This is a genomic window from Streptococcus sp. 1055 (assembly GCF_013276815.1).
Classification (GTDB): Bacteria; Bacillota; Bacilli; order Lactobacillales; family Streptococcaceae; genus Streptococcus; species Streptococcus pseudopneumoniae.
Genome location: NZ_VMLT01000021.1, coordinates 1 through 21,423, shown reverse-complemented (window position 1 = coordinate 21,423; position 21,423 = coordinate 1). Strand labels below are relative to the sequence as shown.

30 protein-coding genes and 4 pseudogenes are annotated in these 21,423 nt (G+C 41.0%); 32 read left to right on the top strand and 2 right to left on the bottom strand.

Annotated features, from left to right (window positions below):
• Positions 1-12 precede the first annotated feature (12 nt).
• From HT699_RS02545 to HT699_RS02500, 10 genes are all read left to right on the top strand, one after another.
• Positions 13-189, top strand: a complete 177-nt coding sequence (locus HT699_RS02545) for a hypothetical protein (protein ID WP_001203351.1) — start codon at positions 13-15, stop codon at positions 187-189.
• The gene (ssb, locus tag HT699_RS02540; RefSeq protein WP_138706937.1) at positions 179-682 is read left to right on the top strand and encodes a single-stranded DNA-binding protein; all 504 of its coding nucleotides are present in this window, start codon (positions 179-181) and stop codon (positions 680-682) included. Before HT699_RS02545 ends, ssb begins: the two co-directional genes overlap by 11 nt.
• Before the next feature lie 257 nt (positions 683-939).
• Positions 940-1,365 (top strand): hypothetical protein, encoded by a 426-nt coding sequence (locus tag HT699_RS02535; RefSeq protein ID WP_138706938.1) that lies wholly within the window; start codon positions 940-942, stop codon positions 1,363-1,365.
• A gap of 15 nt (positions 1,366-1,380) precedes the next feature.
• Positions 1,381-1,548: a hypothetical protein gene (locus HT699_RS02530; RefSeq protein WP_078929772.1), complete on the top strand. Its 168-nt coding sequence runs from the start codon at positions 1,381-1,383 to the stop codon at positions 1,546-1,548.
• Complete coding sequence (locus HT699_RS02525; protein ID WP_138706939.1) at positions 1,535-1,738, top strand: hypothetical protein; 204 nt, start codon at positions 1,535-1,537, stop codon at positions 1,736-1,738. The genes HT699_RS02530 and HT699_RS02525 overlap by 14 nt, the downstream gene beginning before the upstream one ends.
• The gene (locus HT699_RS02520; RefSeq protein ID WP_138706940.1) at positions 1,716-2,210 is read left to right on the top strand and encodes a DUF1642 domain-containing protein; all 495 of its coding nucleotides are present in this window, start codon (positions 1,716-1,718) and stop codon (positions 2,208-2,210) included. Before HT699_RS02525 ends, HT699_RS02520 begins: the two co-directional genes overlap by 23 nt.
• On the top strand, positions 2,210-2,686 hold the full coding sequence (locus tag HT699_RS02515; protein ID WP_172930577.1) for a class I SAM-dependent methyltransferase: 477 nt from the start codon (positions 2,210-2,212) through the stop codon (positions 2,684-2,686). The genes HT699_RS02520 and HT699_RS02515 overlap by 1 nt, the downstream gene beginning before the upstream one ends.
• Positions 2,683-2,943 (top strand): DUF1372 family protein, encoded by a 261-nt coding sequence (locus HT699_RS02510; protein ID WP_138706942.1) that lies wholly within the window; start codon positions 2,683-2,685, stop codon positions 2,941-2,943. Before HT699_RS02515 ends, HT699_RS02510 begins: the two co-directional genes overlap by 4 nt.
• A complete protein-coding gene (locus tag HT699_RS02505) occupies positions 2,940-3,431 on the top strand; it encodes a MazG-like family protein (RefSeq protein ID WP_138706943.1) in 492 nt (163 codons plus the stop codon). The genes HT699_RS02510 and HT699_RS02505 overlap by 4 nt, the downstream gene beginning before the upstream one ends.
• Positions 3,428-3,841 (top strand): YopX family protein, encoded by a 414-nt coding sequence (locus HT699_RS02500; RefSeq protein ID WP_138706944.1) that lies wholly within the window; start codon positions 3,428-3,430, stop codon positions 3,839-3,841. The genes HT699_RS02505 and HT699_RS02500 overlap by 4 nt, the downstream gene beginning before the upstream one ends.
• Before the next feature lie 20 nt (positions 3,842-3,861).
• Here the strand turns inward: HT699_RS02500 and HT699_RS02495 are convergent, their stop codons facing one another.
• Together HT699_RS02495 and HT699_RS02490 are read right to left on the bottom strand one after the other, a co-directional pair.
• Complete coding sequence (locus HT699_RS02495) at positions 3,862-4,215, bottom strand: type II toxin-antitoxin system PemK/MazF family toxin (RefSeq protein ID WP_112445311.1); 354 nt, start codon at positions 4,213-4,215, stop codon at positions 3,862-3,864.
• Positions 4,199-4,414 (bottom strand): AbrB family transcriptional regulator, encoded by a 216-nt coding sequence (locus HT699_RS02490; RefSeq protein ID WP_001098945.1) that lies wholly within the window; start codon positions 4,412-4,414, stop codon positions 4,199-4,201. The genes HT699_RS02495 and HT699_RS02490 overlap by 17 nt, the downstream gene beginning before the upstream one ends.
• 128 nt (positions 4,415-4,542) lie before the next feature.
• Here HT699_RS02490 and HT699_RS02485 point away from each other — a divergent pair, with 128 nt between their 5' ends.
• From HT699_RS02485 to HT699_RS02380, 22 genes and pseudogenes are all read left to right on the top strand, one after another.
• Positions 4,543-4,989 carry an ArpU family phage packaging/lysis transcriptional regulator gene (locus HT699_RS02485; RefSeq protein WP_054392814.1) on the top strand — a complete coding sequence of 149 codons (447 nt, stop codon included), beginning with the start codon at positions 4,543-4,545 and terminating at the stop codon, positions 4,987-4,989.
• A gap of 458 nt (positions 4,990-5,447) precedes the next feature.
• Positions 5,448-5,957 (top strand): terminase small subunit, encoded by a 510-nt coding sequence (locus tag HT699_RS02480; RefSeq protein ID WP_023933896.1) that lies wholly within the window; start codon positions 5,448-5,450, stop codon positions 5,955-5,957.
• A complete protein-coding gene (locus HT699_RS02475) occupies positions 5,935-7,233 on the top strand; it encodes a PBSX family phage terminase large subunit (RefSeq protein WP_023933894.1) in 1,299 nt (432 codons plus the stop codon). The genes HT699_RS02480 and HT699_RS02475 overlap by 23 nt, the downstream gene beginning before the upstream one ends.
• 11 nt (positions 7,234-7,244) lie before the next feature.
• Positions 7,245-8,258: pseudogene (locus tag HT699_RS02470) on the top strand (phage portal protein); the annotation flags it as partial.
• A 134-nt stretch (positions 8,259-8,392) separates the two neighbouring features.
• The gene (locus HT699_RS02465; RefSeq protein ID WP_000588570.1) at positions 8,393-8,926 is read left to right on the top strand and encodes a hypothetical protein; all 534 of its coding nucleotides are present in this window, start codon (positions 8,393-8,395) and stop codon (positions 8,924-8,926) included.
• A 211-nt stretch (positions 8,927-9,137) separates the two neighbouring features.
• A pseudogene (locus tag HT699_RS02460) lies at positions 9,138-9,593 on the top strand (phage portal protein); the annotation flags it as partial.
• Positions 9,502-11,052 (top strand): minor capsid protein, encoded by a 1,551-nt coding sequence (locus HT699_RS02455; protein WP_172930558.1) that lies wholly within the window; start codon positions 9,502-9,504, stop codon positions 11,050-11,052. The pseudogene HT699_RS02460 and the gene HT699_RS02455, both read left to right, overlap by 92 nt.
• 289 nt (positions 11,053-11,341) lie before the next feature.
• Positions 11,342-11,911: a DUF4355 domain-containing protein gene (locus HT699_RS02450; RefSeq protein ID WP_166727497.1), complete on the top strand. Its 570-nt coding sequence runs from the start codon at positions 11,342-11,344 to the stop codon at positions 11,909-11,911.
• 5 nt (positions 11,912-11,916) lie between these two features.
• Positions 11,917-12,759, top strand: a complete 843-nt coding sequence (locus HT699_RS02445) for a N4-gp56 family major capsid protein (protein WP_138700886.1) — start codon at positions 11,917-11,919, stop codon at positions 12,757-12,759.
• Positions 12,760-12,770: 11 nt separating this feature from the next.
• Entirely contained in the window at positions 12,771-12,953 is a 183-nt protein-coding gene (locus HT699_RS02440; RefSeq protein WP_000054933.1) for a Rho termination factor N-terminal domain-containing protein, read from the top strand.
• Positions 12,943-13,131, top strand: a complete 189-nt coding sequence (locus HT699_RS02435; RefSeq protein WP_000669344.1) for a hypothetical protein — start codon at positions 12,943-12,945, stop codon at positions 13,129-13,131. Before HT699_RS02440 ends, HT699_RS02435 begins: the two co-directional genes overlap by 11 nt.
• A gap of 1 nt (position 13,132) precedes the next feature.
• The gene (locus HT699_RS02430; RefSeq protein ID WP_050971545.1) at positions 13,133-13,444 is read left to right on the top strand and encodes a phage head-tail connector protein; all 312 of its coding nucleotides are present in this window, start codon (positions 13,133-13,135) and stop codon (positions 13,442-13,444) included.
• Entirely contained in the window at positions 13,425-13,763 is a 339-nt protein-coding gene (locus HT699_RS02425) for a hypothetical protein (protein WP_000478945.1), read from the top strand. The genes HT699_RS02430 and HT699_RS02425 overlap by 20 nt, the downstream gene beginning before the upstream one ends.
• Positions 13,738-14,253 (top strand): HK97-gp10 family putative phage morphogenesis protein, encoded by a 516-nt coding sequence (locus HT699_RS02420; protein ID WP_172930557.1) that lies wholly within the window; start codon positions 13,738-13,740, stop codon positions 14,251-14,253. The genes HT699_RS02425 and HT699_RS02420 overlap by 26 nt, the downstream gene beginning before the upstream one ends.
• A complete protein-coding gene (locus tag HT699_RS02415) occupies positions 14,250-14,618 on the top strand; it encodes a hypothetical protein (protein WP_000608236.1) in 369 nt (122 codons plus the stop codon). Before HT699_RS02420 ends, HT699_RS02415 begins: the two co-directional genes overlap by 4 nt.
• A gap of 2 nt (positions 14,619-14,620) precedes the next feature.
• Positions 14,621-15,034 carry a phage tail tube protein gene (locus tag HT699_RS02410; RefSeq protein WP_000880679.1) on the top strand — a complete coding sequence of 138 codons (414 nt, stop codon included), beginning with the start codon at positions 14,621-14,623 and terminating at the stop codon, positions 15,032-15,034.
• 4 nt (positions 15,035-15,038) lie between these two features.
• The gene (locus HT699_RS02405; RefSeq protein ID WP_172930556.1) at positions 15,039-15,419 is read left to right on the top strand and encodes a DUF6096 family protein; all 381 of its coding nucleotides are present in this window, start codon (positions 15,039-15,041) and stop codon (positions 15,417-15,419) included.
• Between the two features lie 38 nt (positions 15,420-15,457).
• Positions 15,458-15,808 (top strand): hypothetical protein, encoded by a 351-nt coding sequence (locus HT699_RS02400; protein ID WP_000478009.1) that lies wholly within the window; start codon positions 15,458-15,460, stop codon positions 15,806-15,808.
• Positions 15,795-16,340 (top strand): annotated as a pseudogene (locus tag HT699_RS02395) (hypothetical protein); the annotation flags it as partial. The gene HT699_RS02400 and the pseudogene HT699_RS02395, both read left to right, overlap by 14 nt.
• 319 nt (positions 16,341-16,659) lie before the next feature.
• Positions 16,660-19,683, top strand: coding sequence for a hypothetical protein (locus tag HT699_RS02390; protein WP_345789792.1), 3,024 nt, complete (start codon positions 16,660-16,662; stop codon positions 19,681-19,683).
• Positions 19,684-19,691: 8 nt separating this feature from the next.
• Positions 19,692-20,042, top strand: coding sequence for a DUF6711 family protein (locus tag HT699_RS02385; RefSeq protein ID WP_000068028.1), 351 nt, complete (start codon positions 19,692-19,694; stop codon positions 20,040-20,042).
• Between the two features lie 4 nt (positions 20,043-20,046).
• A pseudogene (locus HT699_RS02380) lies at positions 20,047-21,423 on the top strand (tail fiber domain-containing protein); the annotation flags it as partial.

Here is a 21,423-nt window from a genome sequence, read left to right as displayed (position 1 = left end):
GGAGTCAGACCTATGAGATGTTTTTATGTCAGCGGTAAAATTGCAGATCTTGATTTGGGGTCAGAAATCAATGCAGAAAATTCATTTATGGCCGCTATTGAGTTTGTGAAACGATATACCAGCTTATTAAAGTTTGGTTCAAATGAAATCAAGGTATCAGAAGTAGAGGAGGTGCAAAATGATAAATAACGTTGTTTTAGTAGGGCGGCTTACAAGAGATGCCGATCTAAAATATACGCAATCCAATATTGCGGTTGCTACGTTTACTCTTGCTGTAAATCGTCCATTTAAGAACGAGGCTGGAGATCGTGATGCTGATTTTATCAATTGCGTTATCTGGAGACAGTCAGCTGAAAATCTTGCTAATTGGGCTAAAAAAGGCTCATTGATTGGTATCACAGGAGTAATTCAAACACGCAGCTATGATAACCAGCAAGGTCAGCGTATTTATGTCACAGAGGTTGTTGCTAGTAATTTCCAATTGCTAGAAAGTCGTAATAGTCAGCAAAATAATCAAGGTTATCAACAACAGGGTCACAGTAACCAGGGCAGTTCTTTCCAAAATGGAAATAGTTACGGGCAACAAGGTAGTTTTTTTGAGTGGAACACAACAAATCCAGTTCCTGATTTCACCCGAGACAATAATCCATTGGATATCAGTGATGATGATTTGCCATTTTAATGTTTGATAGATTGGAAAAATATGACTGAATTAGTAAAAGTAGATGTGCAGTGTCCATTTTGTGGGGAATGTTACCACAGAATGGTTAAGATTAAACCTTCATCAATTCGTTGTAGAGCGTACAGTAAATTCCTGCATTTGAAATGGACAGGTAACACACCAACAAGCACGAATAAAGCAGGCTTTGGGAGATTAGCGTATGATCCGTATAACAACAATGAGGAGATTATGGAATTGAATGAGGTGTTCGCAAAGACATGAAAGAACGATTGATTTTGAAATTTGAGTTGAACAGGAAGCAGATGATTAACTCAAATGATAGACCGCACTTTCATCAAAAGGCTAAAACAACTAAGTTCTTACGGCAGTTAGCCGAATACGAGGGCAAGAATGTACTGAGAGATTACTTTGGCTTACCTTACAGCGAGGACAAACCTTGCAAGGTTAAGGTTCGGATATATCCTCCGACAAATCGGAAGTATGACCCACCGAACTGGTCGCCCACAAGCAAGGCTTTGTTTGATGGTTTGACGGACGCTAAGATTTGGACAGATGATAATTACAACGTGATAGTATCGACTGAGTTCATGCACGGTGGCAAGTCCGGAAATAAGAATTATAGGATTGAGCTGGAGATTTACGAATATCACGAGATATTGCAGAGGATAGTTGATGGGATTTGATAGGAGGATAGAAATATGATTGGAGTAACCTATCAGGAAATTCATCTCTTTGTTGAGTTTTTGAAAAAGCAGTATGGGCAAGGGCGTCCAGACTATATTGAAGCCCTGAACGACTTAGACGGTATGGTGGAAGTCTCCTATAGAGAAGCTATTGAAAGATTTTTAGACGATGAAGTACGATAAACAAACAGTAATCGACGGATTGAAACGCACAATCGAGCAAAACGAAGAGAAGATAATCGAGTATTCGAAGCCGTGCGATGCACGCAAGAGACGGATTAGAGCGCTGGAGCGCTATTCGTTGAGGAAAAAGAATAAAGAATTGAGGAAAAAAGTGGAGGAGTTGGAAGATGAAAGTACAGCGATTAATTGAGAAGTATAAAAAACTTGAGGGTGTATGGAATGCTGAAGGAGCAGAACTAGCTCGTCAAATTTTTCTGCAAGACTTGGAACAACTAGATAAACCGCAACCAGTCAAAGTTAAGAAGTTTGTGGCTGAATTTATCACAGAACAGAAAAAACTGGGGCATACACTGTCCTACTCAATAGACGCAAGCATGTCTGACATAGTAGCAGAATGGTACTGGGATAATTCCGAACTCTTCGCACTCGCTTGGATTTTCGGCTACGAGATCGAGGAAGAGAAGCGGTATCGGGTAAAGATGAAAGGTATCGTAAACGCACTGAGCTTTTTGAGCTATCACAAAAATGCTGATATATGGACGGTCACAGATAAAAATAATTCAGACGGACACAGAGCACACCACACCCGCAAAGAACTAGAAGAAGCTGGCTTCGGCTGGGTATTCGATTGTGAAGGTATTGAAGTTGAGGAGGTGGAATAATGGGAGATATACGAATACTAGACGCTTGTTGTGGCAGTCGTATGTTTTGGTTTGATAAAAATGAGAGTCATACAACTTTCATGGACATCAGACAAGAAAAATTTGAAATACATGGGAAAAAGGTAAACGTAAACCCTGACGTTGTCGGAGATTTTCGTGATATGCCATTCGATGATGAAACATTTAATCTAGTAGTATTCGATCCGCCACATTTGAAATGGGCAGGTCAAAACTCAATTATGCGATCACAATATGGCCAGTTGGATAAAGTTACCTGGCCGGAAGATTTAGCCAAGGGTTTTGAAGAATGCATGAGAGTTCTAAAAGTTGGAGGTACTCTAGTTTTTAAATGGTCTGATTGTCAAATCAACGTTAAAGAAGTTCTTAAATCTGTACCTTTTAAACCATTGTTTGGGCAACAAAGAGGTACTACGCATTGGATGACGTTTATGAAATTTAAGGAGGTCACATATTGAAACGTTTTATCGCAATCTGGATTCTGGTATCTGCTGGACTAAACATCTGGCAGATGGACAGGATTCGAGATTTGGAAGAAAAGAAGCCGCTGGTTATCTATAAGGCGGATAACGCAGGCGATGAGATATTTGGTAAGGTCGTCGAGAAGGGGCGGCACGGCAAGTTATACACGCTTACTATTCGTGACTACGGCATTTTCGTAGTTACTAAGGACGTGTATGAGAAGATTAGAGTAGGGGATGAGGTACTACTATGAACACACTAGAAAAAGTCAAACAATGGTTTATTGACCGTGATTTAGAAAACGGTGGACGACTAGACAAGCAGTCATTAAAACTTAGCGAAGAGTTCGGTGAGTTGTGCGCAGGCTATCTCAAGAAGAATGAGAAGCTGACCAAGGATAGTATCGGAGATTGTGTAGTCGTGATTGTCGGTCTTGCCTTGCTCATAAAAGCGGATGTGCATAAGATTTTTGAGGAATCAGGGTTCGCAGAAAGCAAAGATGTGATGGAAAATTTAAAATGGCTAAATGTTAACATTTGTAATTTTCAATTACGTCATGGTTCAAGGCAAAAAAAATATTGTCGATATAACCTAGTACGATCAATTGGTTATCTAAAATCAATCAGCAAAATACTCGGTTATAGCTTTGAGGAATGTTTCGAACTGGCTTACCAAGAAATCAAAGACCGCAAAGGTCGTTGGATAGACGGAATTTTCGTAAAAGAGGAGGATTTGGGATGATACCGAAATTTAGAGCGTGGGATGTGTTATCAGAAAAAATGATTGATGAAATACTGATGATTTCATTTGTCAGAAAGGAAATCATAGGGAAGTTTAGCGATGGCTCTACATCAGTTCCGTTAAAATTTAAAGATGAGCGAAACGGGGAAGACGTTATCCTCATGCAATCAACAGGACTCAAAGATAAGAACGGCAAGGAAATCTTTGAGGGGGATGTTCTTGAAATTGAAGATGAAGGAGAAGTCCTTGGGAATGCAAAATTGACTTGGGATAATGAGCAAGCTGTCTTTATGATAGAAGCAGTAAGTGTAGATGATATTGCGCCCTTTCATGAAATTCTTAGCGATGAAAGTTACTCTTATAGAGTCGTTGGCAACGTCTACGAAAACCCTGAACTTTTGGAGAACTAAAAAAGCCCAATCCATAAGGACTAGGCTTCAAAGATGAAGTTGTAGAGTTGGACAACCTTCTGAAAACTGGTTGTATCCATGGTTGTGATTTTTTGAGCCCTGCGCTCTCTAAAGTCAAAAGTATAGAGTTGGAGTGGATTGACAGAGCCATCTACCTTATTGGAACGCACAGGAACGAGCAGGCCTTGTTCTTCTAGTCTGCTTTGACCGTGTGTAATAGGGCATACAGCAACAAATCCCGTCCGCTCCGAATATTCTCTACGCGAGACGACAATAGCAGGACGGCGTTTCTGAATCTCACGTCCAACAGACGGGTCAAAGTCAATCCAGATGATGTCCTGTTTTTCTGGAATGTAATCATATTTCGCTGTCAAGGAATTTCACCCCCTCAAAGTCATCTTCCATGCGTAGGTCTGCATCGCCGCTAAATGGGTCTGGAATTTTTGGAGCAAGGACAATGACATTATCTACACCCTTGTAGACAAACATTTCCTGACCTTCTGGAACATTGAGTGTTTTGGGAATGGTCACAGTGACAGAGTTCCCAACCTTACGAGTTTTAACAGTATTCATTTGTTTCTCCTTTATTTTGTATACATACAGTATACATATAAAAACGGAACAAAGCAAGAAAAAAGCCAGCACAGCTGACTCCTTTGTGATATTCCGATAAAAATATTATATCATAAAGGAGCGATGTTGTGAGGTTATTAAAAAAAGTTGACGTGCAATTCACCAAGAAAAATGTCTATGACGTCCTAGAGAGTTATCGCTCGTATGTCCGAATGGCAGGCGCTGAGTATTTGCCTAAAATCACAACGACCTACTCATTTGAACCAAAGACATTTACTGGTAAGAACACAGCTACTGAGAATATGGTTATCGAACATGTGGATGCAGAGGCAGAGGTTTTGGAGATTGAAAGAGCAGTGAATTGCATTATGGATCCATACGTTCGGCAGGTTATCGCAAAGAAGTACATGGATATGAAAATCCAATTATCAGACAAGGCTATCTATATGGACTTAGGCTATTCTGAAAGTGAGTTCTACCGCATGCTTAGCAGAGGTGCTTTGGAATTTGCGGAAGCCTATCGAAAAGGTAAGCTGATTGTCTTTCGTAAATTTTTGGGAGATATTTGCAAGTAAATTGCTAGGAAATGGCTTATTTTACATGGTAGAATAGTATTGTCAAGTGATAGGTCAATTGACGTCTCCTTTATAATTTATTATATTTTTCCGAGGTTTCGGCCTCTTAGACAGTAAGGACAGGTTAGCAGGTTGTTTGGGTCTCCTTGAAACTTTTACCAAACGTGCGTTTTACTGCTAGACCAGTTGGTTCGATTCCAGCTGCTGTCATTTGAGTGTTTGTGTCCCAGAATGGGGTAGGCAGTAGGCTTAGCATTCATATATCACTCATTAACTTACAAATGGTTGCGGAGCGACTAGACCTTGCATGATTGCGTAGCTAATTATACTCCGGATAAGTTATAAGCTAGAGGGTTTGATTCCCTCAGAGGTTGTAAAGACTACAAAAAATAAAAAAGAAGTCAAAATTTAATACACACGCAAGGTAGTAGTCGTCTTGCAGGAAGGTCGCACATCGTGTGACTTTTTTTATTGTGAAAGGAGGTGATGGAAAATTGAATGAAAGACAAAGACGATTCGCAGATGAGTACATCATCTCAGGTAATGCTTATCAATCAGCTTTAAAAGCAGGGTATAGTGAGAAATATGCTAAAGCAAGATCTTCTGAATTGTTGGATAATGTCGGAATTTCTGATTACATCAAAAATCGAATGGAGGAATTGCAAGATGAAAAAATCTTAACTCAAAAACAAATTCTTGTGATGCTGTCAGAAATCGCGTCGGGACAAGCGAAAGAAACAACAGTAGTCACGACGAAAGTAGCTGAGTTGATGACTGATCCCGTGACTGGTAAGTCTGTAAAAGTCTACAATGAAATCCCTCAACTTGTCGAATACCCAACAAAGAACAGCGATAGGAATAAAGCTCTTGAATTGTTAGGTAAGCGACATAAGATGTGGACAGACAAAGTAGAGGCAGACGTTTCTGGAACGGTGGTGTTTGCGAATGAGTCAGACATACCAGATTAAACAGAACGATATTGTTGTTGACCTACCTAAGACGGTAGGAGTTGGATATGGTCAGTTTTGGCGATCAAGAAATCTTTATCGTGTTGTAAAAGGTTCCCGTGGTTCGAAGAAGTCTAAGACGACTGCTTTGAATTTTGTTGTCCGTCTTTTGAAATATCCTTGGGCTAACTTGCTTGTCATTCGTAGATATTCGAATACAAACAAACAATCTACCTATACGGATTTTAAATGGGCGTGTAATGTGTTAGGTGTGACTCATTTATTTAAATTCAACGAGTCTTTGCCTGAAATAACAATAAAAGCGACTGGGCAAAAGATTCTGTTCCGTGGTTTGGATGATGAACTCAAAATCACATCTATCACGGTCGATGTCGGCAGTCTTTGTTGGGCATGGTTCGAGGAAGCGTATCAAATTGAGACTGAAGACAAGTTCAGTACGGTTGTTGAGTCAATCCGTGGTAGCTTAGACGTACCTGATTTCTTTAAACAAATCACAGTCACATTTAACCCGTGGAATGAGAGGCACTGGCTCAAACGTGTGTTTTTTGATGAAGAAACGAGACGAGCTGATACATTCGCTACTACGACTACTTATAAATGCAACGAGTGGCTTGATGAAGTCGATATCAAACGCTATGAGGATTTGTATCATACGAACCCTAGACGTGCTAGAATCGTCTGCGATGGCGAATGGGGAGTTGCTGAAGGTTTAATATACGAGAACGTGACTGTCAAAGAGTTCAATAAAGATGAATTGCTACAAGATTCAGCTAATAAATTATGTATCGGTCTTGACTTTGGTTTCACTCATGATCCAACTGCTTTGTGTTGTTCGTTGATAAATGACACGACGAAAGAGATTTATGTCTTTGATGAGGCGTATAAAGTCGGTCTTATAACCAAAGCAGTTGCTAAGATGATAAAGGACAAAGGTTATCATCGCTCACAAATCATTGCTGATAGCGCTGAATTACGACTGATTGAGGAATTAAGGTCAGAACATGGTATAACTCGAATTAAAGAGAGTCGTAAAGGTAAGGATAGCATTATGGCTGGCGTGTCCAAGTTACAAGGATACGCTATTTATGTGCATCCAGACTGTAAAAACATCATGGATGAATTTTACAGCTATTGTTATCAACAAGACAAAGAAGGAAATTGGCTGAATAAACCAGAAGATAAAAACAACCACTTGATGGATGCTCTACGTTACAGCCTTCAATGTATCGAAGGTGGGAAAGCAACCGTCCGCAGACGTTCTGATTATGGTCTATAGAGAGGAAAGACATGTACCAATATTTAACCTATCCACGGGATGGATATGATGAGGGTTCTTTGAAGAAAGACCTGATTTACAAATTGATAACGATACATAGCACTGAAGGCTCGCATTTGAAGAAGCTTAAAAGCTACTATTTGGGTGAGCATGCTATCTTAGAACACACGAGACGCAACGTGAACGCACCTAATTACAAGACGGTAGCCAATCATGCCAAGGATATCGCAGACACGGCTACGGGCTATTTTATGGGCAATCCTATCAAGTATAACAATACTGCTGACGGTGATATCGATGAACTACTTACAGTCTTTGATGGTGCTGAAATTGACCAAGTAGATGCTCAGAATGCTTTGAACATGGCTATCTATGGTCGTGCTTACGAGTACATCTATGCTAAAGAGGGTATGGCTGAGTTGGATTCAACTAGTATTGATCCGGAGAATACTTTCATGGTCTACGATGATAGTATTGAGCGGAAGCCTTTGTTTGCGGTCTATTACTATGAAGTAAAAGACGATACGAAAGACACTACCAAGTACCAGGCTGAGGTTTTTACCGAAAATCTGCACTATCACATGGTGCTGAGAAGTACAGATTCAGGAACAACTCAGAATGAGCAGGTAACCCCTCACAACCTTGGGCAAATCCCAATTATCGAATATCGCAACAATCACTTTGCAATTGGTGACTATGAGCAACAAATTAGCTTGATAGACGCTTATAATTCCTTGATGGGGAATCGTGTCAATGATAAGGAACAGGCTGTAGAGTCTATACTTGTCTTGTATGGCACGCAGTTAGCAGACACTCCAGAAGACGCTAAGGTAGCAATGAAGATTCTTTCTGAAGAAGGTCTTTTGGAATTGCCGGGCGATAGTGCAAGGGCTGAGTTCTTGAAGAATACGCTGGACGAAAGTGCTACTGAAATCTTGCGTACAGCTCTTAAAGAGGACATCTACACATTTAGCCATGTGCCTAATTTGACTGATGAGAATTTCGCAGGGAATACTTCGGGGGTGAAATAGTTGCCCTCCTCAAAGGTAACTTTGAGGTAATAAATCGGGTTAAAATTGGAAGGCGCAAAACAGTAATAACCTAGATATTTATATTCTGTTATGGTATAATAAGAGTATAATAATCTAGGAGAAGATGAATGATAAAAGATAAAATGCACAAACATCTAAATCAAGTTTATTACTCTATGTTAGCAAGGTGTTATGATGAAAAACATTGGGCTTATAAATGGTATGGGAAACGTGGAATAGGTGTTTCTGATGAATTTAGTGATGTAGCTAAGTTCAGAAGTTGGGCAATGCAAAACGGAGTAGAATTTGGTTTGCAATTAGATAGGATAGATAATGACAAAGACTACTCACCAAGTAATTGTAGGTGGGTTCCTGAACATACAAATAAACGTAATCGTTCTGATAACGTTAAGTATAAGGGATATATCTTGAGAGACTATCTAAAAAAATTATCTGAAGAAAACAACATTTCTTTTTCAACTCTTGTCTACAGATATTATCGTTCCATAAAACGAGATGATATAATCGTTAATGATGAAACAATAGATGATATCTTATTGAATTATAAAAAATACGATTTAAGACAATTTTCAAAAGGTGTGGACATGTCTGGTAAGACAATTGTTCGAGATGAAAAAGGGAGATTTGTGACATATTACTGAAGCTAATCAATTACCACTGCTGGTAGAAATATCAGTAAGGTTTAACGACTAGATAGAGTAAGCTAAGTGAGAAACGGTACATAGTATCGTTTTTTTTATATGCAGAAATATCCACGAAATCCGACACCCTGATAAGGGTGAAGAGATAGTCTGAACTTACGGGAAACCGTAAGAAGTAGAGGATAAAGAGCCTCTACGGTAACAAAATTGAGCTATGGAATTCAAGCTAATGGGCCTTGAGATGATTACCAAGACCAAGGAAGCGAACTACAAGCGTGGATTAAGACAGCGTATTGCGATTTTTGCTCATTACTTGGGTATGAAACAGATTGCACTAGAGTCTCATTCAATCGTTCCACAATTCAGCCGTGGTTTGCCTAAAAACTTGCTGGAAATCTCTCAGATTGTGAACAATTTGGAAGGTAAAGTGACCAATAGGCAGCTTATTTCTCTCTTGCCGTTTGTGGAAGACCCTGACGCTGAACTGGAAGCCTTGGAAGAAGAAAAAAAGAAGAACATGGAAGACATGCCGATGTTCAACAAAGACAACACGAAACCCGAAGACGAGGTAGAGGATGAAGAATCAGGAGTATTGGGCGAAGAGGAAAGCCAATCTGATTTACCAGCAGATGGACAAGGCCGAAAAGCAGGCAGACCAGTTCGATAAGGTCTATCAGGAAGCCAAGACTTACTTGGATAAGGAAGTCAATAAGATTTTTGATAAGTTCCAACGTGATTATGGTCTAAGTCAGGTAGATGCTAGACAAGTCTTGAAGAACATGAAAGACAAGAAAAATCTGAATGAACTTCGTAAAGTACTTGAAGCAAGACCGAATGACCCGAACATCCAAAGATTACTAGCTGACTTAGACAGCCCAGCTTATTCTTTTCGTATGAAGCGCCTAGAGCGTTTGAGTGATGATTTAGATCGTATGCGTGAATCTATCTATCATTCAGAGAAGACAGGCTCAGACGCCTTCTATAGCGACTTGATGAAGGATAGTTACTACAAGGCTAGCTTTGACCTGCAGCAGCAGACAGGACTAGCATACGGCTTTTCTGGGCTTCCTGAGAGCGAGATTAAACATCTACAGTCTTTTAGTTGGGTAGGAGATGGAAGTACCTACTCAACAAACATCTGGAAGAATACGGGGAAGCTTACTTCTAGCATAAAAGATGAACTACTCATGAGCCTCATGACAGGAAGAGGAACACGAGAAACGGCACAAGCAATTGCTGAACGATTCGATGTCGGTCAGAATGATGCGAGGCGTTTGGTTCGGACAGAATCAGCCTTTTTTCATAACCAAATGGAACTACTCAGCTATGAAGAAGCAGACATAGAGAAGTATATCTTTGTAGCCGTCTTAGACAAGCGTACATCACATATCTGCCAAGAGCACGATAATAAGGTCTATGATAGGGATAAGGCTACCCCTGGCGTCAATTGTCCGCCTATGCACCCTTGGTGTAGGTCTACTACTGTCGCATACGACGAGGACGCAGACTACAGCAAGTTGAAGCGCAGAGCAAGGAATCCAGAGACAGGTAAGACCGAGCTAGTACCTGCTGATATGACTTATAAAGAGTGGTATAGCAAGTATGTTGCGAAAGATGTAAAAAATGAAATACAAGATTACAAGAAAAGTGACCAAACCGTTTCAAGATATAATACCCAAAAATTGTTTTCTGATGTTAGTAACGCATGGGATGAAATTGGGAAGGGTGGATTATCGAAAGAACAACTCGTAGGCTTACTAAAATCTGAATATGAATTAGGTAATTTTTCGAGTGATATAACCAAATTGATAGGAGTAAGTTCTGCTTATATAGATGTTAGCAGTTTAGCTACTTCATTAGTGAGACATGGACAACAGTATTCCTTAGATGAGTTTATGTTAATAAAAGAGGCAGTTCAAAAACCTTATTTGATTCTAGATAATTCAGAGAGGGTTGAAAAATCAATTATTTCATATGTAAAAATACCTAACAAAGATAAGGTCATTATGGAAGCGGTGATGGTGCCACGAGATGAAATGCTAGTCATTCACTTTAACAAGGTGGGGATTCGTCAAGTTAAAAAGAATGGAAAAAATATGTTGACGCTTTACAAAAAGGAAAAATAGTGCTATACTTTTGGTAAAGATAGAGGTTGAGAATCTGTCACCAACGCGCCACTTATAGTGGGTCGAGAAATGCAGGAGCCCCGACAGTCCTGCCTATCTTGCGCTTAGATAGTAATCTAGGCGCTTTTTTGTTGCAATAAACCACTATAAACCGCATCGAAATCGAGGCGGTTTTCTTATGCCCTAACCGTATGGAATCCCGTACGGTTTTTATATTGTCCAAGCATTGAAGACACTAAAAGCTATGGAAATTACAGTCGGGGACGACTTTAAAAATAGGAGGTTCGCAATGAACGAAGAAACACAAACAGTCGAAACGGTTGAAGAACAAAAGGTACCTGCAGAACCTGCACAACAACCGCAAGACGAGAAGAAGTACACAGACGCAGACGTCGACGCTATCATCGATAAGAAGTTTGCCAAGTGGAAATCAGAGCAAGAAGCTAGAGAAAACGAAGCTAAGAAACTTGCCAAGATGAACGCTGATGAAAAACAGAAATATCAGTTGGATCAGCGTGAGCAAGAACTAGCTGACCGTGAAAAGGCTATTGCTCGTAAGGAATTGACCGCAGAGGCTAAAGCAATGCTAAGTGAACGTGACTTACCTGTTGAGTTAGTGAATGTAGTTGATTTGACAAGCGCAGAGACGGTATCGCAGTCTGTCGCTGTATTACAGAAATCATGGGAACAAGCCGTGCAAAAAGGCGTACAAGAAAAGCTAAAAGGCGGAGCTCCAATGAAGCAAGCACCAGTCGATAGTGACGGTATCACAAAAGAAGAATTTGCTCGCATGGGTTATCAGAGTCGAAATGAACTCTATCAAAAGAACCCAGAACTCTATAAGAAATTGAAAGGTTAAAATAAATGACAGCAGGACAAACTAAACTAGCCACTATGGTTAACCCAGAAGTGATGGCGGACATGGTTTCCGCTAAACTACCTAAATTGATTAAATTCACTCCACTGGCTTATGTGGAAACAGCACTTCAAGGCCAACCAGGGAACACTTTAACAGTTCCAGCGTGGGAGTATGCAGGAGATGCGACTGAGGTTGGAGAAGGTCAAGCTATTTCTCCAGACAAATTGACTACTAAAAAGACTACTATGACCATCAAAAAGGCTGCTAAAGGTTATGAAATTACCGATGAAGCTCTTTTGTCAGGTCTTGGTGACCCACTAGGTCAAGCCACTTACCAGCTTGGTTTGGCTATTGCTAACAAGATTGATGATGATTTGGTCGCAGTAGCTAAAACTGCAACACAACATATTACAGAAACTCCTACAACTCTTGCAGCAATTGATAAAGCTCTTGAGATTTTTGAGGACGAAGAAGATGCGCGATATGTTGCTATCATCAACCCTAAAGATGCTATCAAGCTAAAAACTGACGTAGCAAAAGAATGGACTAAAGGTTCAGAGCTTGGTGCAGATATGGTTGTTTCTGGAACCTTTGGTGAAGTTGCCGGTGTGCAAATCGTCCGTTCTAAAAAAGTTGATGAAGGTAAAGGATTTATCGTCAAAGTCTCTCCTAGCCAAACTCAGACAGACGATGCCAACAAATATGGTGCGTTTGTTATCATGCTAAAACGTGATGTGGCTATCGAAACAGACCGTGACATCCTTAAAAAGACAACAGTCATCACTGGTGATGAACACTATGGTGTTTACCTTTACGACCCTACACGAGTTGTAAAATTCGGTGAGTAAGAGGTGATGATATGAGCTTATTGCTACGACGTCATTATATCCAAGAGGAGCAAGCTGGCCAGTATTCTGATTTAGAAAATAAGACTTTAGAAGAGTTGAAGAATCTAGCTAAAGAAGCTGGCATAACTGGTGCCTATAAGTTATCAAAAGCTGAAATTGTAGAGGTGTTGGAGGATTTAAAAAGTGAAATTTAAAATCAAACAAGATTTCTATGACTGGGAATTAAATGTGAAACGACTGGCAGGAGAGGAACTTGAGATTACTGAGGAGCGCTATGCCGAGCTGGCAGATAATTTCGCCAGCAATGGTGTCGCTATCTCAGACGTTCTTGAGGAAATTCTCCCTGAGCCTGAGTTTTTAGAAGAGGATTGATATGTCTATAGAGTTGCTGAAGAAATTAACAGGCGAAGAAGATACTCAGCTTCTCATGTTGCTCCAAACGAGGGCTACAAATCTTATCTTGTCAGAGACGAATCGCACATCTTTGACACCTGCTTTAAGTCGCTTAATACCTGAGGTTGCTATCGAACTCCACAACCGCTCAGGAGCGGAAGGAGAGCATTCAAGGACCGAAGGTGGTATAGCAGTAGTCTACGGAGAAAACGGCCTGTCTACGGGCCTTTTACAGCGTATACGTATGCATAGACTAGCAAGGGTGGCAGGCCATGTTTTTGAAGCAGAGTAGACTGAAACCTTATCCAATGCGACGGTTTGAAAAGACTGTCACTGAGGAAGGTGTCGCAAAAGAAGGATATGTCAAGGAAGCTGAGACAATCCGTCTTGAGTTGTGGCCAGCTAGTAGTAAACTACAGTCTGAATTGTATGGCGAGCGTGTCAATGATATTTTGAACGCAAATGCCAACAAGTCAGCTACTATCAAAGTGAAAGATGGTGTGTGTATCGATAGCCAGACAGAAGTGACTCACAGGGTTATTTCTAAAAAGGTCTACACACATCATCAAGTTTTGGAGTTAGAGCGTGTCAGGGCTACTAGGGGCAGATAGGCTTATAGCTAAATGTAGACGATTGGCTAGTAAAAAAACTGGCGAGGATATCGTCTTACGTGCGGTACACAATGCTACTATAAAGGTTGTCCAAGCTGATGCTAAAAGACTAGCACCAGGCAACAATGGAGAACTTAGAAACAGTATCAAGACTAGGGTTAAAATGGACGGAGATAAGGCTATAGGTGAGGTTTACACAAATCTACACTATGCTCCTTATGTTGAGTTTGGAACAGGACCCAAGGGTCAGGCTAGCCATTCTGGTATCTCTCCAGAAGTCAGCGTGACTTATCGCTCTAGTCCGTGGTATGTGCATGAAGACCAAATCAATGTAGGGCCTTACCACTTTCAAAAGATTGGGGAGTTCTACAAGATGTATGGTCAACCTGCTCAGCCTTATCTTTATCCAGCTTTGAGAGACAATCAAGAGCGTGTGTCTAAGAATATTTCGGATTATGTCCGTAGAAAGATAAGAGAACAAATAAAATGATTAATATCAAGCCTGTTATTTATAAAGAATTGCAAAAGGTTGCAGATAATGTGACTGATACGTATCCTAGCGATTGGGAGACTTTTCCAGTCGTTATTTTTTTGGAAGAACAAAACAAGCCGGGTGATTGGTTTGATGACCAGGAACAAAAATCCTCTATCCGCTACAAGGTGGATATCTTTGATGATACAAGCACTAGTGAGTTAGCTGTTAAAATCAATCAGATTTTTGAGTCTTTAGGTTTACGAAGAACCGACTGCCAAGACGTGCCAGACCCGTCCCATTTGAGACATAAGGTCATGCGTTTTGAAGGGGTTGTTGACTTACACTCAGAGCTTGTTTTTCAATTTAGAATGGAGAATTAAACATGTTAGCAAACGGAATTACGCTTTCTTATAGCGAAACCAAAGGTAGCTATACTAAGCTTGTTGGATTGAAAGAAGTACCAGAGTTTGGTATCGAACCTGAAAAAGTAGAGAACACTACTCTTGAAGATAAAGTTAAGAAGTACGAATTTGGTATTGGTGATGCAGGGGAATTGGAATACAAGTTCTCTTATAACAATTCAAGCGAAACTGCTCCTTACCGTGTATTGCGTAAGGCAGCAGACGACAAGAAGAAACTCTACTTTGAACAAGCTTATCCAGACGGTACTAAGGTCAATTTTGAAGGCCAAGTATCTGTTAAACTGGGCGGTGGCGGTGTCAATGCCGTTATCGAGTTCACACTTAAGATTGCATTGCAGTCAGAATTGGAATTTACAGACGGTCTTGGAGGTTAATTAAATGGCGTTACCTTACTCAATTTGGAAGATTAGCGATGAGAAAGAGTTAAAACTACGACTTTCATCTCATCAAGCAGCAAAAGTTGAAGAAAAAATCGGTATGAACTTACTGAAAATCTTCATGCCTGAAGCTGGCGAAGAGTTTCCTTTGCCTCTTTTAAAAGTTGTATTGCTCTTGATTCATGGAGCTTTGCAAAAGTATGAGAATGGGTATTCTCTTGAGGATGTCTACGATCTATACGATGAATACGTGGATAATGGTGGAGACCAAACAACCTTCATGACAGAGGTTTTAATGCCACTCTTTGAAGTGTCGGGTTTTACTCCACGAGGAAGCAAGGGCAAGAAAACTTCCAAGAAGAAAATGACAGTAGTCGAGTAATCTTAACGGTAACGCAGATTATTGAGAGGCTTTATCCTATGTTTTTGGACATCGGGGGTAAGCCTCTTGATTTTTGGGATTTAACGGTGCTTGAAATCAGGGAAATGATTGAAAGCTACAACCGTGTCAAAATCCAAGAGCGTAAAGAGAAGATTATTGACTCGTACAGACTTTCGCAGATGATATCCAACCACGTTTCTTTATTCTTATCCAAGGATGCCAAGGTCTTTGAGTTCTGGGAATATGCGCCTGAGTTGTTTGTAGAAGAACAACAAGCGGTAGAACAGGAGCGGCAGAGACAAGCGCTTTTGTTGCATAAGGAACGGATGCGTGAATTTGCAGAAAGACATAATCGCAAAAGGAAGGAGGAAATGAATGGCAACTCTTGACGAATTGAAAGTCATGATTGACGCTGAGATAGCGCCTTTCAGGAAGAAGATGAAAGAAGTCGAGAATCAGGTCAAGGGAACATCTGACCAAGTGAAGAATGCCACTGCCAAAGTTCGTGAACAGTCGAATTCTATCGGTAGTGCGTTTGGTAAGCTAGCTAAGTTCGCTGGTTTTGCAATCCTTGGTAAGAAATTGCTTGATGTTGGGATGTATTCAACGCAGACAGCTCTTGAAGTATCAGCGGCTATGAACCAAATTAAGCGCCAGATGGGTGAGAGTTCGCAATCTTTCTTAAAATGGGTTAACGATAACGCTAATGCCATGAATATGGGTGTGGGCGAGGCTACTAACTATGGTGCAGTCTACTCAAACTTATTTTCTGGATTTATCAAAGACACCAACAAGCTAAGCGCTTATACTGCTAAGATGTTGCAGACGTCGGCAGTTGTTGCTGAAGGTTCTGGGCGCACGATTACAGACGTTATGGAGCGGATTCGCTCAGGTTTGCTAGGGAATACGGAAGCGATAGACTTTTGTCGCACCGCTTAGAAATAGGCGGATTAAGAACTTACCAAAATCGGTAAAACTCTAAATTTTAAGTAATTAAAACATGACGATACCGAGGTAAACTAAGCAATTAAAAAGGCTTGGTCACCGTAGAGCATAGGGATTGAACCTGTGCTTTTTGTTTTGTCAAAAAGTATAGAATAAAATATCCCCACGAGTGGTGAGCACCTAGACAATTCGGTTGTAGGTGAAAATATATGCCGAACTTACAAGAAATTGTAAGAAGTATGGATAAAAAGCCATGCGATAACATTATTGAGAAGACCTAGGAATCAGCGTCAATGTGGCTATGATTGAGTCCACTGAAGCCTTTAAGAAGTTCGCAAACGGACAGAGCTGGCAACAATTAGACTACCAAACCCAGCAACAAATCCGCCTTATGGCTATTCTGGAACAGGCTACAGCCAAGTATGGGAATACCTTGTCTAATTCTGTAAATGGTCGTATCAGCCTGTTTAAGTCGCTGATGAAGGACGCAGCATTGAACCTTGGTAACTCTATGTTGCCGATTATCAATGCCATTATGCCTGTCTTGAACTCTTTTGCCATGGTATTGAAGAACGTGACGGCTAAACTTGCGGAGTTTATCGCTTTGATGTTCAACAAGAAAGCAACAGTGAAAGATGGTGTTGGTGGAGCGGTTGGAGACATGGGTAACGCCATGAAGGATGCTGCAGGAGGTGCAGGAGATCTTGCTGATGCAGTAGACGACGCTGGAGATTCAGCAGGAGGACTTGCTGATAATCTTGGAGACTCAGCCAAAAACGCTAAGAAGGCCGCTAAAGAGTTGCTAGGTCTTTTGGGATTTGATGAGATTAACATCTTACAAAAACCAAAAGACGATGATGCAGGCGGTTCTGGCGGTGGCAAAGGTGGTAAAGGAAAGGGAGGCGGTGGCGGACCTTTCAAAGACATCTTGCCAGAAGTCGAGTTGACCGACATGGACAACCAGTTCAAGAGCATTTTTGATGGACTTGGAGATAAGCTCAAAGGGTTGTTTGACCTCTTCAAGAAAGGTTTTGATGCAGCATTTAGACCAGAAGGTATTGAACGCATTAAGACCGCCTTAGACCAAATAGCTAAGACAATGGGAGAAATCGCTACTGATCAAAGAGTTGTGAATGCCTTTAACCGAATGGCTGAGAAAATCGCTTATGCTTTAGGGCAAGTGACAGGCTCAATAGCTACTATCGGTCTAGGTATCGGTGTTTTCCTTGCCGAAAGTATTGCAAATGGTCTTGGAAGGCAAAAAGAACGCATTACCAGGGCGCTAGTCGCTTTGTTTGATAATATTGGTAACATTGCAGAGGCTGTAGGAAACATCGCTCAGGCCTTTTCTAGTGCTTTCTACGACGTCATTACCTCAACCGGTGCGGTTCGTATCGGTAGCGCTATTGTGTCAACTCTATTAAGCTTGACATCTACCATTGTTGAAGTCGGTAGCAAATTAGCAGGAAGTTTGTTTAAAGGTTTTGAAAAAGTCGTTGTGACAAGCGCTCCTAAAATTTCATCAGTCTTCCAAAGTTTATTAGATACTGTTGCGCCTGTATTTGAGAGCATTGAAAGGTCTGTTAACAAATTTGGCGATGGCTTAAGTCGTGTTTATGATGAACATGTAGTCCCTGCTATTAACTCTATTGCTAATGCTTTTAATGGGCTAATTGATATTATTCAAATACTTTGGGAGAATTCTTGGCAACCTTTTGCTGAGTTTTTATCAGGAGTATTCGGTGTTAGTATTGAAGGAATTTCAGATTTATTGGGAGGTGGCCTTTTAGCCACTTTGGGACTATTGGCGGATGCTATTAAGTTAGTGGCAGATGGTTTCGCCGTTTTTTCTGACTGGTGTAAAGAAAACAAAGAACCTATCTTGGCTTTGATAACAGCTTGGCAAACAATTAATTTCTTATCATGGGCTGAACAAGCTGGAGGACTTGCAGGGGCATTCGAATTATTAAGTGGCAAGGTTTCCTTTATTGTTAGCGGAATTAAAAATCTTGGACTAGCTTTGAAAGCTTTGACATTTGATAAATTGGTCAGCTTCGGAGAAACCATCTATTTGAATGCGTTGTACGCAAAAGATTTTGTTGTCAATTCAGGTAAAACAATTGCACAGCTAGGGAAAACTGCTTTAGAACTTGGTAAATCAGCTCTAGCATGGACTGCTCATACAGCGAAAATGGGATTAGCAACCGCGGCGGAATTTGCACATTCTGTGGCAGCAGGAGTCGCTACAGCTGCAACATGGGCTTTTAATGCAGCGTTAGCAGTTTTGACAAGTCCAATAACCTTAGTTATTGCAGCAATCGCAGCCTTAATTGCTATTGGTGTCTTGCTCTACCAAAATTGGGACACTGTTGTTGAGTTTGCTAAAACAGCATGGCAAGGACTATGTGATTTTATCAGTGGTATTTGTCAAGCGATTGGCGAATTTTTCAGCGGTCTATGGACGAAGCTACAAGAAATCTTTGAGCCAATAGGTCAATGGTTTGGCGAGAAGTTCCAGCAAGGATGGGGTGCAATAAGCAATACATTTAGCAAGTTGGGCTCTTGGTTTGGTGACCGTTGGAACGAATCTAAAGATGCGCTTGCCGAAGCAAACACTTGGTTAGGTGATAAATTCAAGTCCGGTAGGGATAAAGTGAACTCAGCTTTTGAAAAAGTTGGCTCTTGGTTCGGTGACCGTTGGAATGATATCAAAGATGGAGTAAAAGAAGCTGATACATGGTTTGGAGAGAAATTTGAGAGTGCAAAAAAGAAAACTCAGAATCCTTTCCAAAAAATCGGTTCTTGGTTTGGTGATAGATGGAAAAATATGCAAGATGCCTTGAAAGAAATCCCCAACTGGTTCAAGAATCTGTTTAATGATGCAATGGATAATGCTAAAAACATCGTTAAAAGTGGTATCGATAAACTAAAAAGCTTCTTTAACTTTGATTGGAGCTTACCAAAAATCAAACTCCCTCACTTTAATATATCTGGTAGCTTCAGCTTGATGCCTCCTAGAATTCCATCATTCTCTGTAGATTGGTATGCACGAGGCGGTGTATTCAACTCTCCTAGCATCATTGGGGTCGGAGAAGCTGGTCAAGAAGCGGTAATGCCTCTTGAACGGAATACAGGATGGATTTCTATCTTGGCTCAAAAACTGGCTGAAAGAATGCCTGCTAATAATGTACCTACAGGTTATTCATTACCGGCTGGCGACATCGTTATTCAAATCGCAGGCCATGAGTTCGGACGGGTAGCCATCCAAGAAATTAACAAGGAACATGAACGAGCAGGTCAAACCTTGCTCAAGATTTAGGAGGTTAAATGGCACAATTGACAATCAATGGGGTGGCTGTGAAGCCTCCCAAATCTTTTCAAGTCGGTATTCAAGATATCGATGGAGAGACAGGGCGTAATGCCAATGGCGACATGGTGCGTGACCGTATCACGACCAAACGCAAACTAGACTGTGAATGGGGTATGATGACTCAGGGAGAATTAAGTCAGCTTTTACATGCTGTATCATCTGAATTTTTTGAGGTGTCTTATCCAGACCCCATGGATGGCCAAGTCACAAAGACTTTCTATGTCGGTGATAGGACAGCTCCTAGCTATACCTTTACTGAGAAGTTTAAACCTTGGTCTGGCGCTAAATTTAATCTGGTAGAGAGGTAAGAAAATGGACGCTTTAACTAGACGACAATTTGACAGAGCCATGTTTGCCAAGGAAAGGACGCTGGCTATTCGTGTTGGTGATTATACTTCACGGGATATCAAAGAGGCTAGTTTTGAGTATGGCTACATCAAGGGCGATACTTATAAGCCTGGTGGAACCTGCGCTGGTAGCGGTAAAATTACCTTTACCAGTATCATTACCACGTTCAATAAGCTGGATACCCTGCACCTTGAGATTGGTCTACTGGTTGGGGATACCTACCAGTGGGTCAAGATGGGGGAATACTTCATCAACGATATTGAGATTGACCGAAACCGCAACACAACCACACTTGAACTTATGGATGGTATGTTTAAGCTCAATCGTGAGTATGTGACAGATTTGCATTTCCCAGCTGAAGTACGAGAGGTTATTCAGGAAATCTGCCTGAAAACAGGCATTGAGTTAGCGAATGACTATTTCGGAATCAGCGCGATGCGTTACCATGTCGAGCAAGTTCCTGAAGGAAAGAAACTTTCATTTAGGGATATGCTGAGCGCTATGACTCAGATGATAGGGATGTCTTGTTTCTTCAACCGAGAAGGGAAGATGGAAATCCGTGATTTAACTGAGTCAAATATCACGATAAACGCAGACAGTTACTTCCTACATGGTTTAACCAAGAGTGAGATTGAGTATCAGATAGCTGGTATTACTTGTAAGACAGATAAGAAGCCTCTTACGGTTGGTATGAAGACAGGTCGGTCTTTGGAACTAGACAATGTCTTCATGACCCAGAGCGCTTTAAATGACCTGTATTACAAGCTGAAAAACCTGACTTACTATCCGTATAATCTCAACTACCAAGGGCATTTACTGCTTGAGGTTGGGCAGTGGGTAACCATTCAGACCAACAAGAAAGAAACCTTTAAAGTTCCTGTCTTAAGTCAGAGCTTTACTTTCAAAGGTGGTCTAAGAGGTCGTATCAGCGCAGATAGTAAAGCTGGAAATGATACGCAGTATTCTTACGAGGGTACGATTACCAAGCAGATTAAGCAACAAGATGGCATTGAAGCCAAAATCCAAGCGCAGATAGAAGCAGCAGACGCAGCCTTTGACGCTGAATTTACTAAGCGTGAGAAAGCTATCACGGATGCCATCGAACTTGCCAAGGCTAAGGCGGAAGAAGTCAAGCAAGAAGTGTCTGACACTATCAATCAGCGTTTCAATAGCTTTCATGATGAACCTTTACGAGAATCAAGGCGCAAGGCTGAGGAAGCTTTGAGACAAGCTGGCGCAAGTAGCTCTCTTGCTCAGGAAGCCAAGCAGATTGGGCTGGATTCTGTTGCTAGACTTGAAGCGTTTAAGTCGCAGACTAGGAGTGCTCAGACGGCTTTGTCG

Coding starts and splice junctions, on each gene's coding strand:
- HT699_RS02405 (WP_172930556.1), top strand. CDS start 15,039: ATGGCGTTACCTTACTCAATTTGGAAGATTAGCGATGAGAAAGAGTTA.
- HT699_RS02475 (WP_023933894.1), top strand. CDS start 5,935: ATGAGTCAGACATACCAGATTAAACAGAACGATATTGTTGTTGACCTA.
- HT699_RS02445 (WP_138700886.1), top strand. CDS start 11,917: ATGACAGCAGGACAAACTAAACTAGCCACTATGGTTAACCCAGAAGTG.
- HT699_RS02515 (WP_172930577.1), top strand. CDS start 2,210: ATGGGAGATATACGAATACTAGACGCTTGTTGTGGCAGTCGTATGTTT.
- ssb (WP_138706937.1), top strand. CDS start 179: ATGATAAATAACGTTGTTTTAGTAGGGCGGCTTACAAGAGATGCCGAT.
- HT699_RS02400 (WP_000478009.1), top strand. CDS start 15,458: ATGTTTTTGGACATCGGGGGTAAGCCTCTTGATTTTTGGGATTTAACG.
- HT699_RS02525 (WP_138706939.1), top strand. CDS start 1,535: ATGAAGTACGATAAACAAACAGTAATCGACGGATTGAAACGCACAATC.
- HT699_RS02530 (WP_078929772.1), top strand. CDS start 1,381: ATGATTGGAGTAACCTATCAGGAAATTCATCTCTTTGTTGAGTTTTTG.
- HT699_RS02500 (WP_138706944.1), top strand. CDS start 3,428: ATGATACCGAAATTTAGAGCGTGGGATGTGTTATCAGAAAAAATGATT.
- HT699_RS02440 (WP_000054933.1), top strand. CDS start 12,771: ATGAGCTTATTGCTACGACGTCATTATATCCAAGAGGAGCAAGCTGGC.
- HT699_RS02450 (WP_166727497.1), top strand. CDS start 11,342: ATGAACGAAGAAACACAAACAGTCGAAACGGTTGAAGAACAAAAGGTA.
- HT699_RS02505 (WP_138706943.1), top strand. CDS start 2,940: ATGAACACACTAGAAAAAGTCAAACAATGGTTTATTGACCGTGATTTA.
- HT699_RS02425 (WP_000478945.1), top strand. CDS start 13,425: ATGTTTTTGAAGCAGAGTAGACTGAAACCTTATCCAATGCGACGGTTT.
- HT699_RS02490 (WP_001098945.1), bottom strand. CDS start 4,414: ATGAATACTGTTAAAACTCGTAAGGTTGGGAACTCTGTCACTGTGACC.
- HT699_RS02410 (WP_000880679.1), top strand. CDS start 14,621: ATGTTAGCAAACGGAATTACGCTTTCTTATAGCGAAACCAAAGGTAGC.
- HT699_RS02430 (WP_050971545.1), top strand. CDS start 13,133: ATGTCTATAGAGTTGCTGAAGAAATTAACAGGCGAAGAAGATACTCAG.
- HT699_RS02415 (WP_000608236.1), top strand. CDS start 14,250: ATGATTAATATCAAGCCTGTTATTTATAAAGAATTGCAAAAGGTTGCA.
- HT699_RS02520 (WP_138706940.1), top strand. CDS start 1,716: ATGAAAGTACAGCGATTAATTGAGAAGTATAAAAAACTTGAGGGTGTA.
- HT699_RS02465 (WP_000588570.1), top strand. CDS start 8,393: ATGATAAAAGATAAAATGCACAAACATCTAAATCAAGTTTATTACTCT.
- HT699_RS02455 (WP_172930558.1), top strand. CDS start 9,502: ATGAAGAATCAGGAGTATTGGGCGAAGAGGAAAGCCAATCTGATTTAC.
- HT699_RS02385 (WP_000068028.1), top strand. CDS start 19,692: ATGGCACAATTGACAATCAATGGGGTGGCTGTGAAGCCTCCCAAATCT.
- HT699_RS02545 (WP_001203351.1), top strand. CDS start 13: ATGAGATGTTTTTATGTCAGCGGTAAAATTGCAGATCTTGATTTGGGG.
- HT699_RS02535 (WP_138706938.1), top strand. CDS start 940: ATGAAAGAACGATTGATTTTGAAATTTGAGTTGAACAGGAAGCAGATG.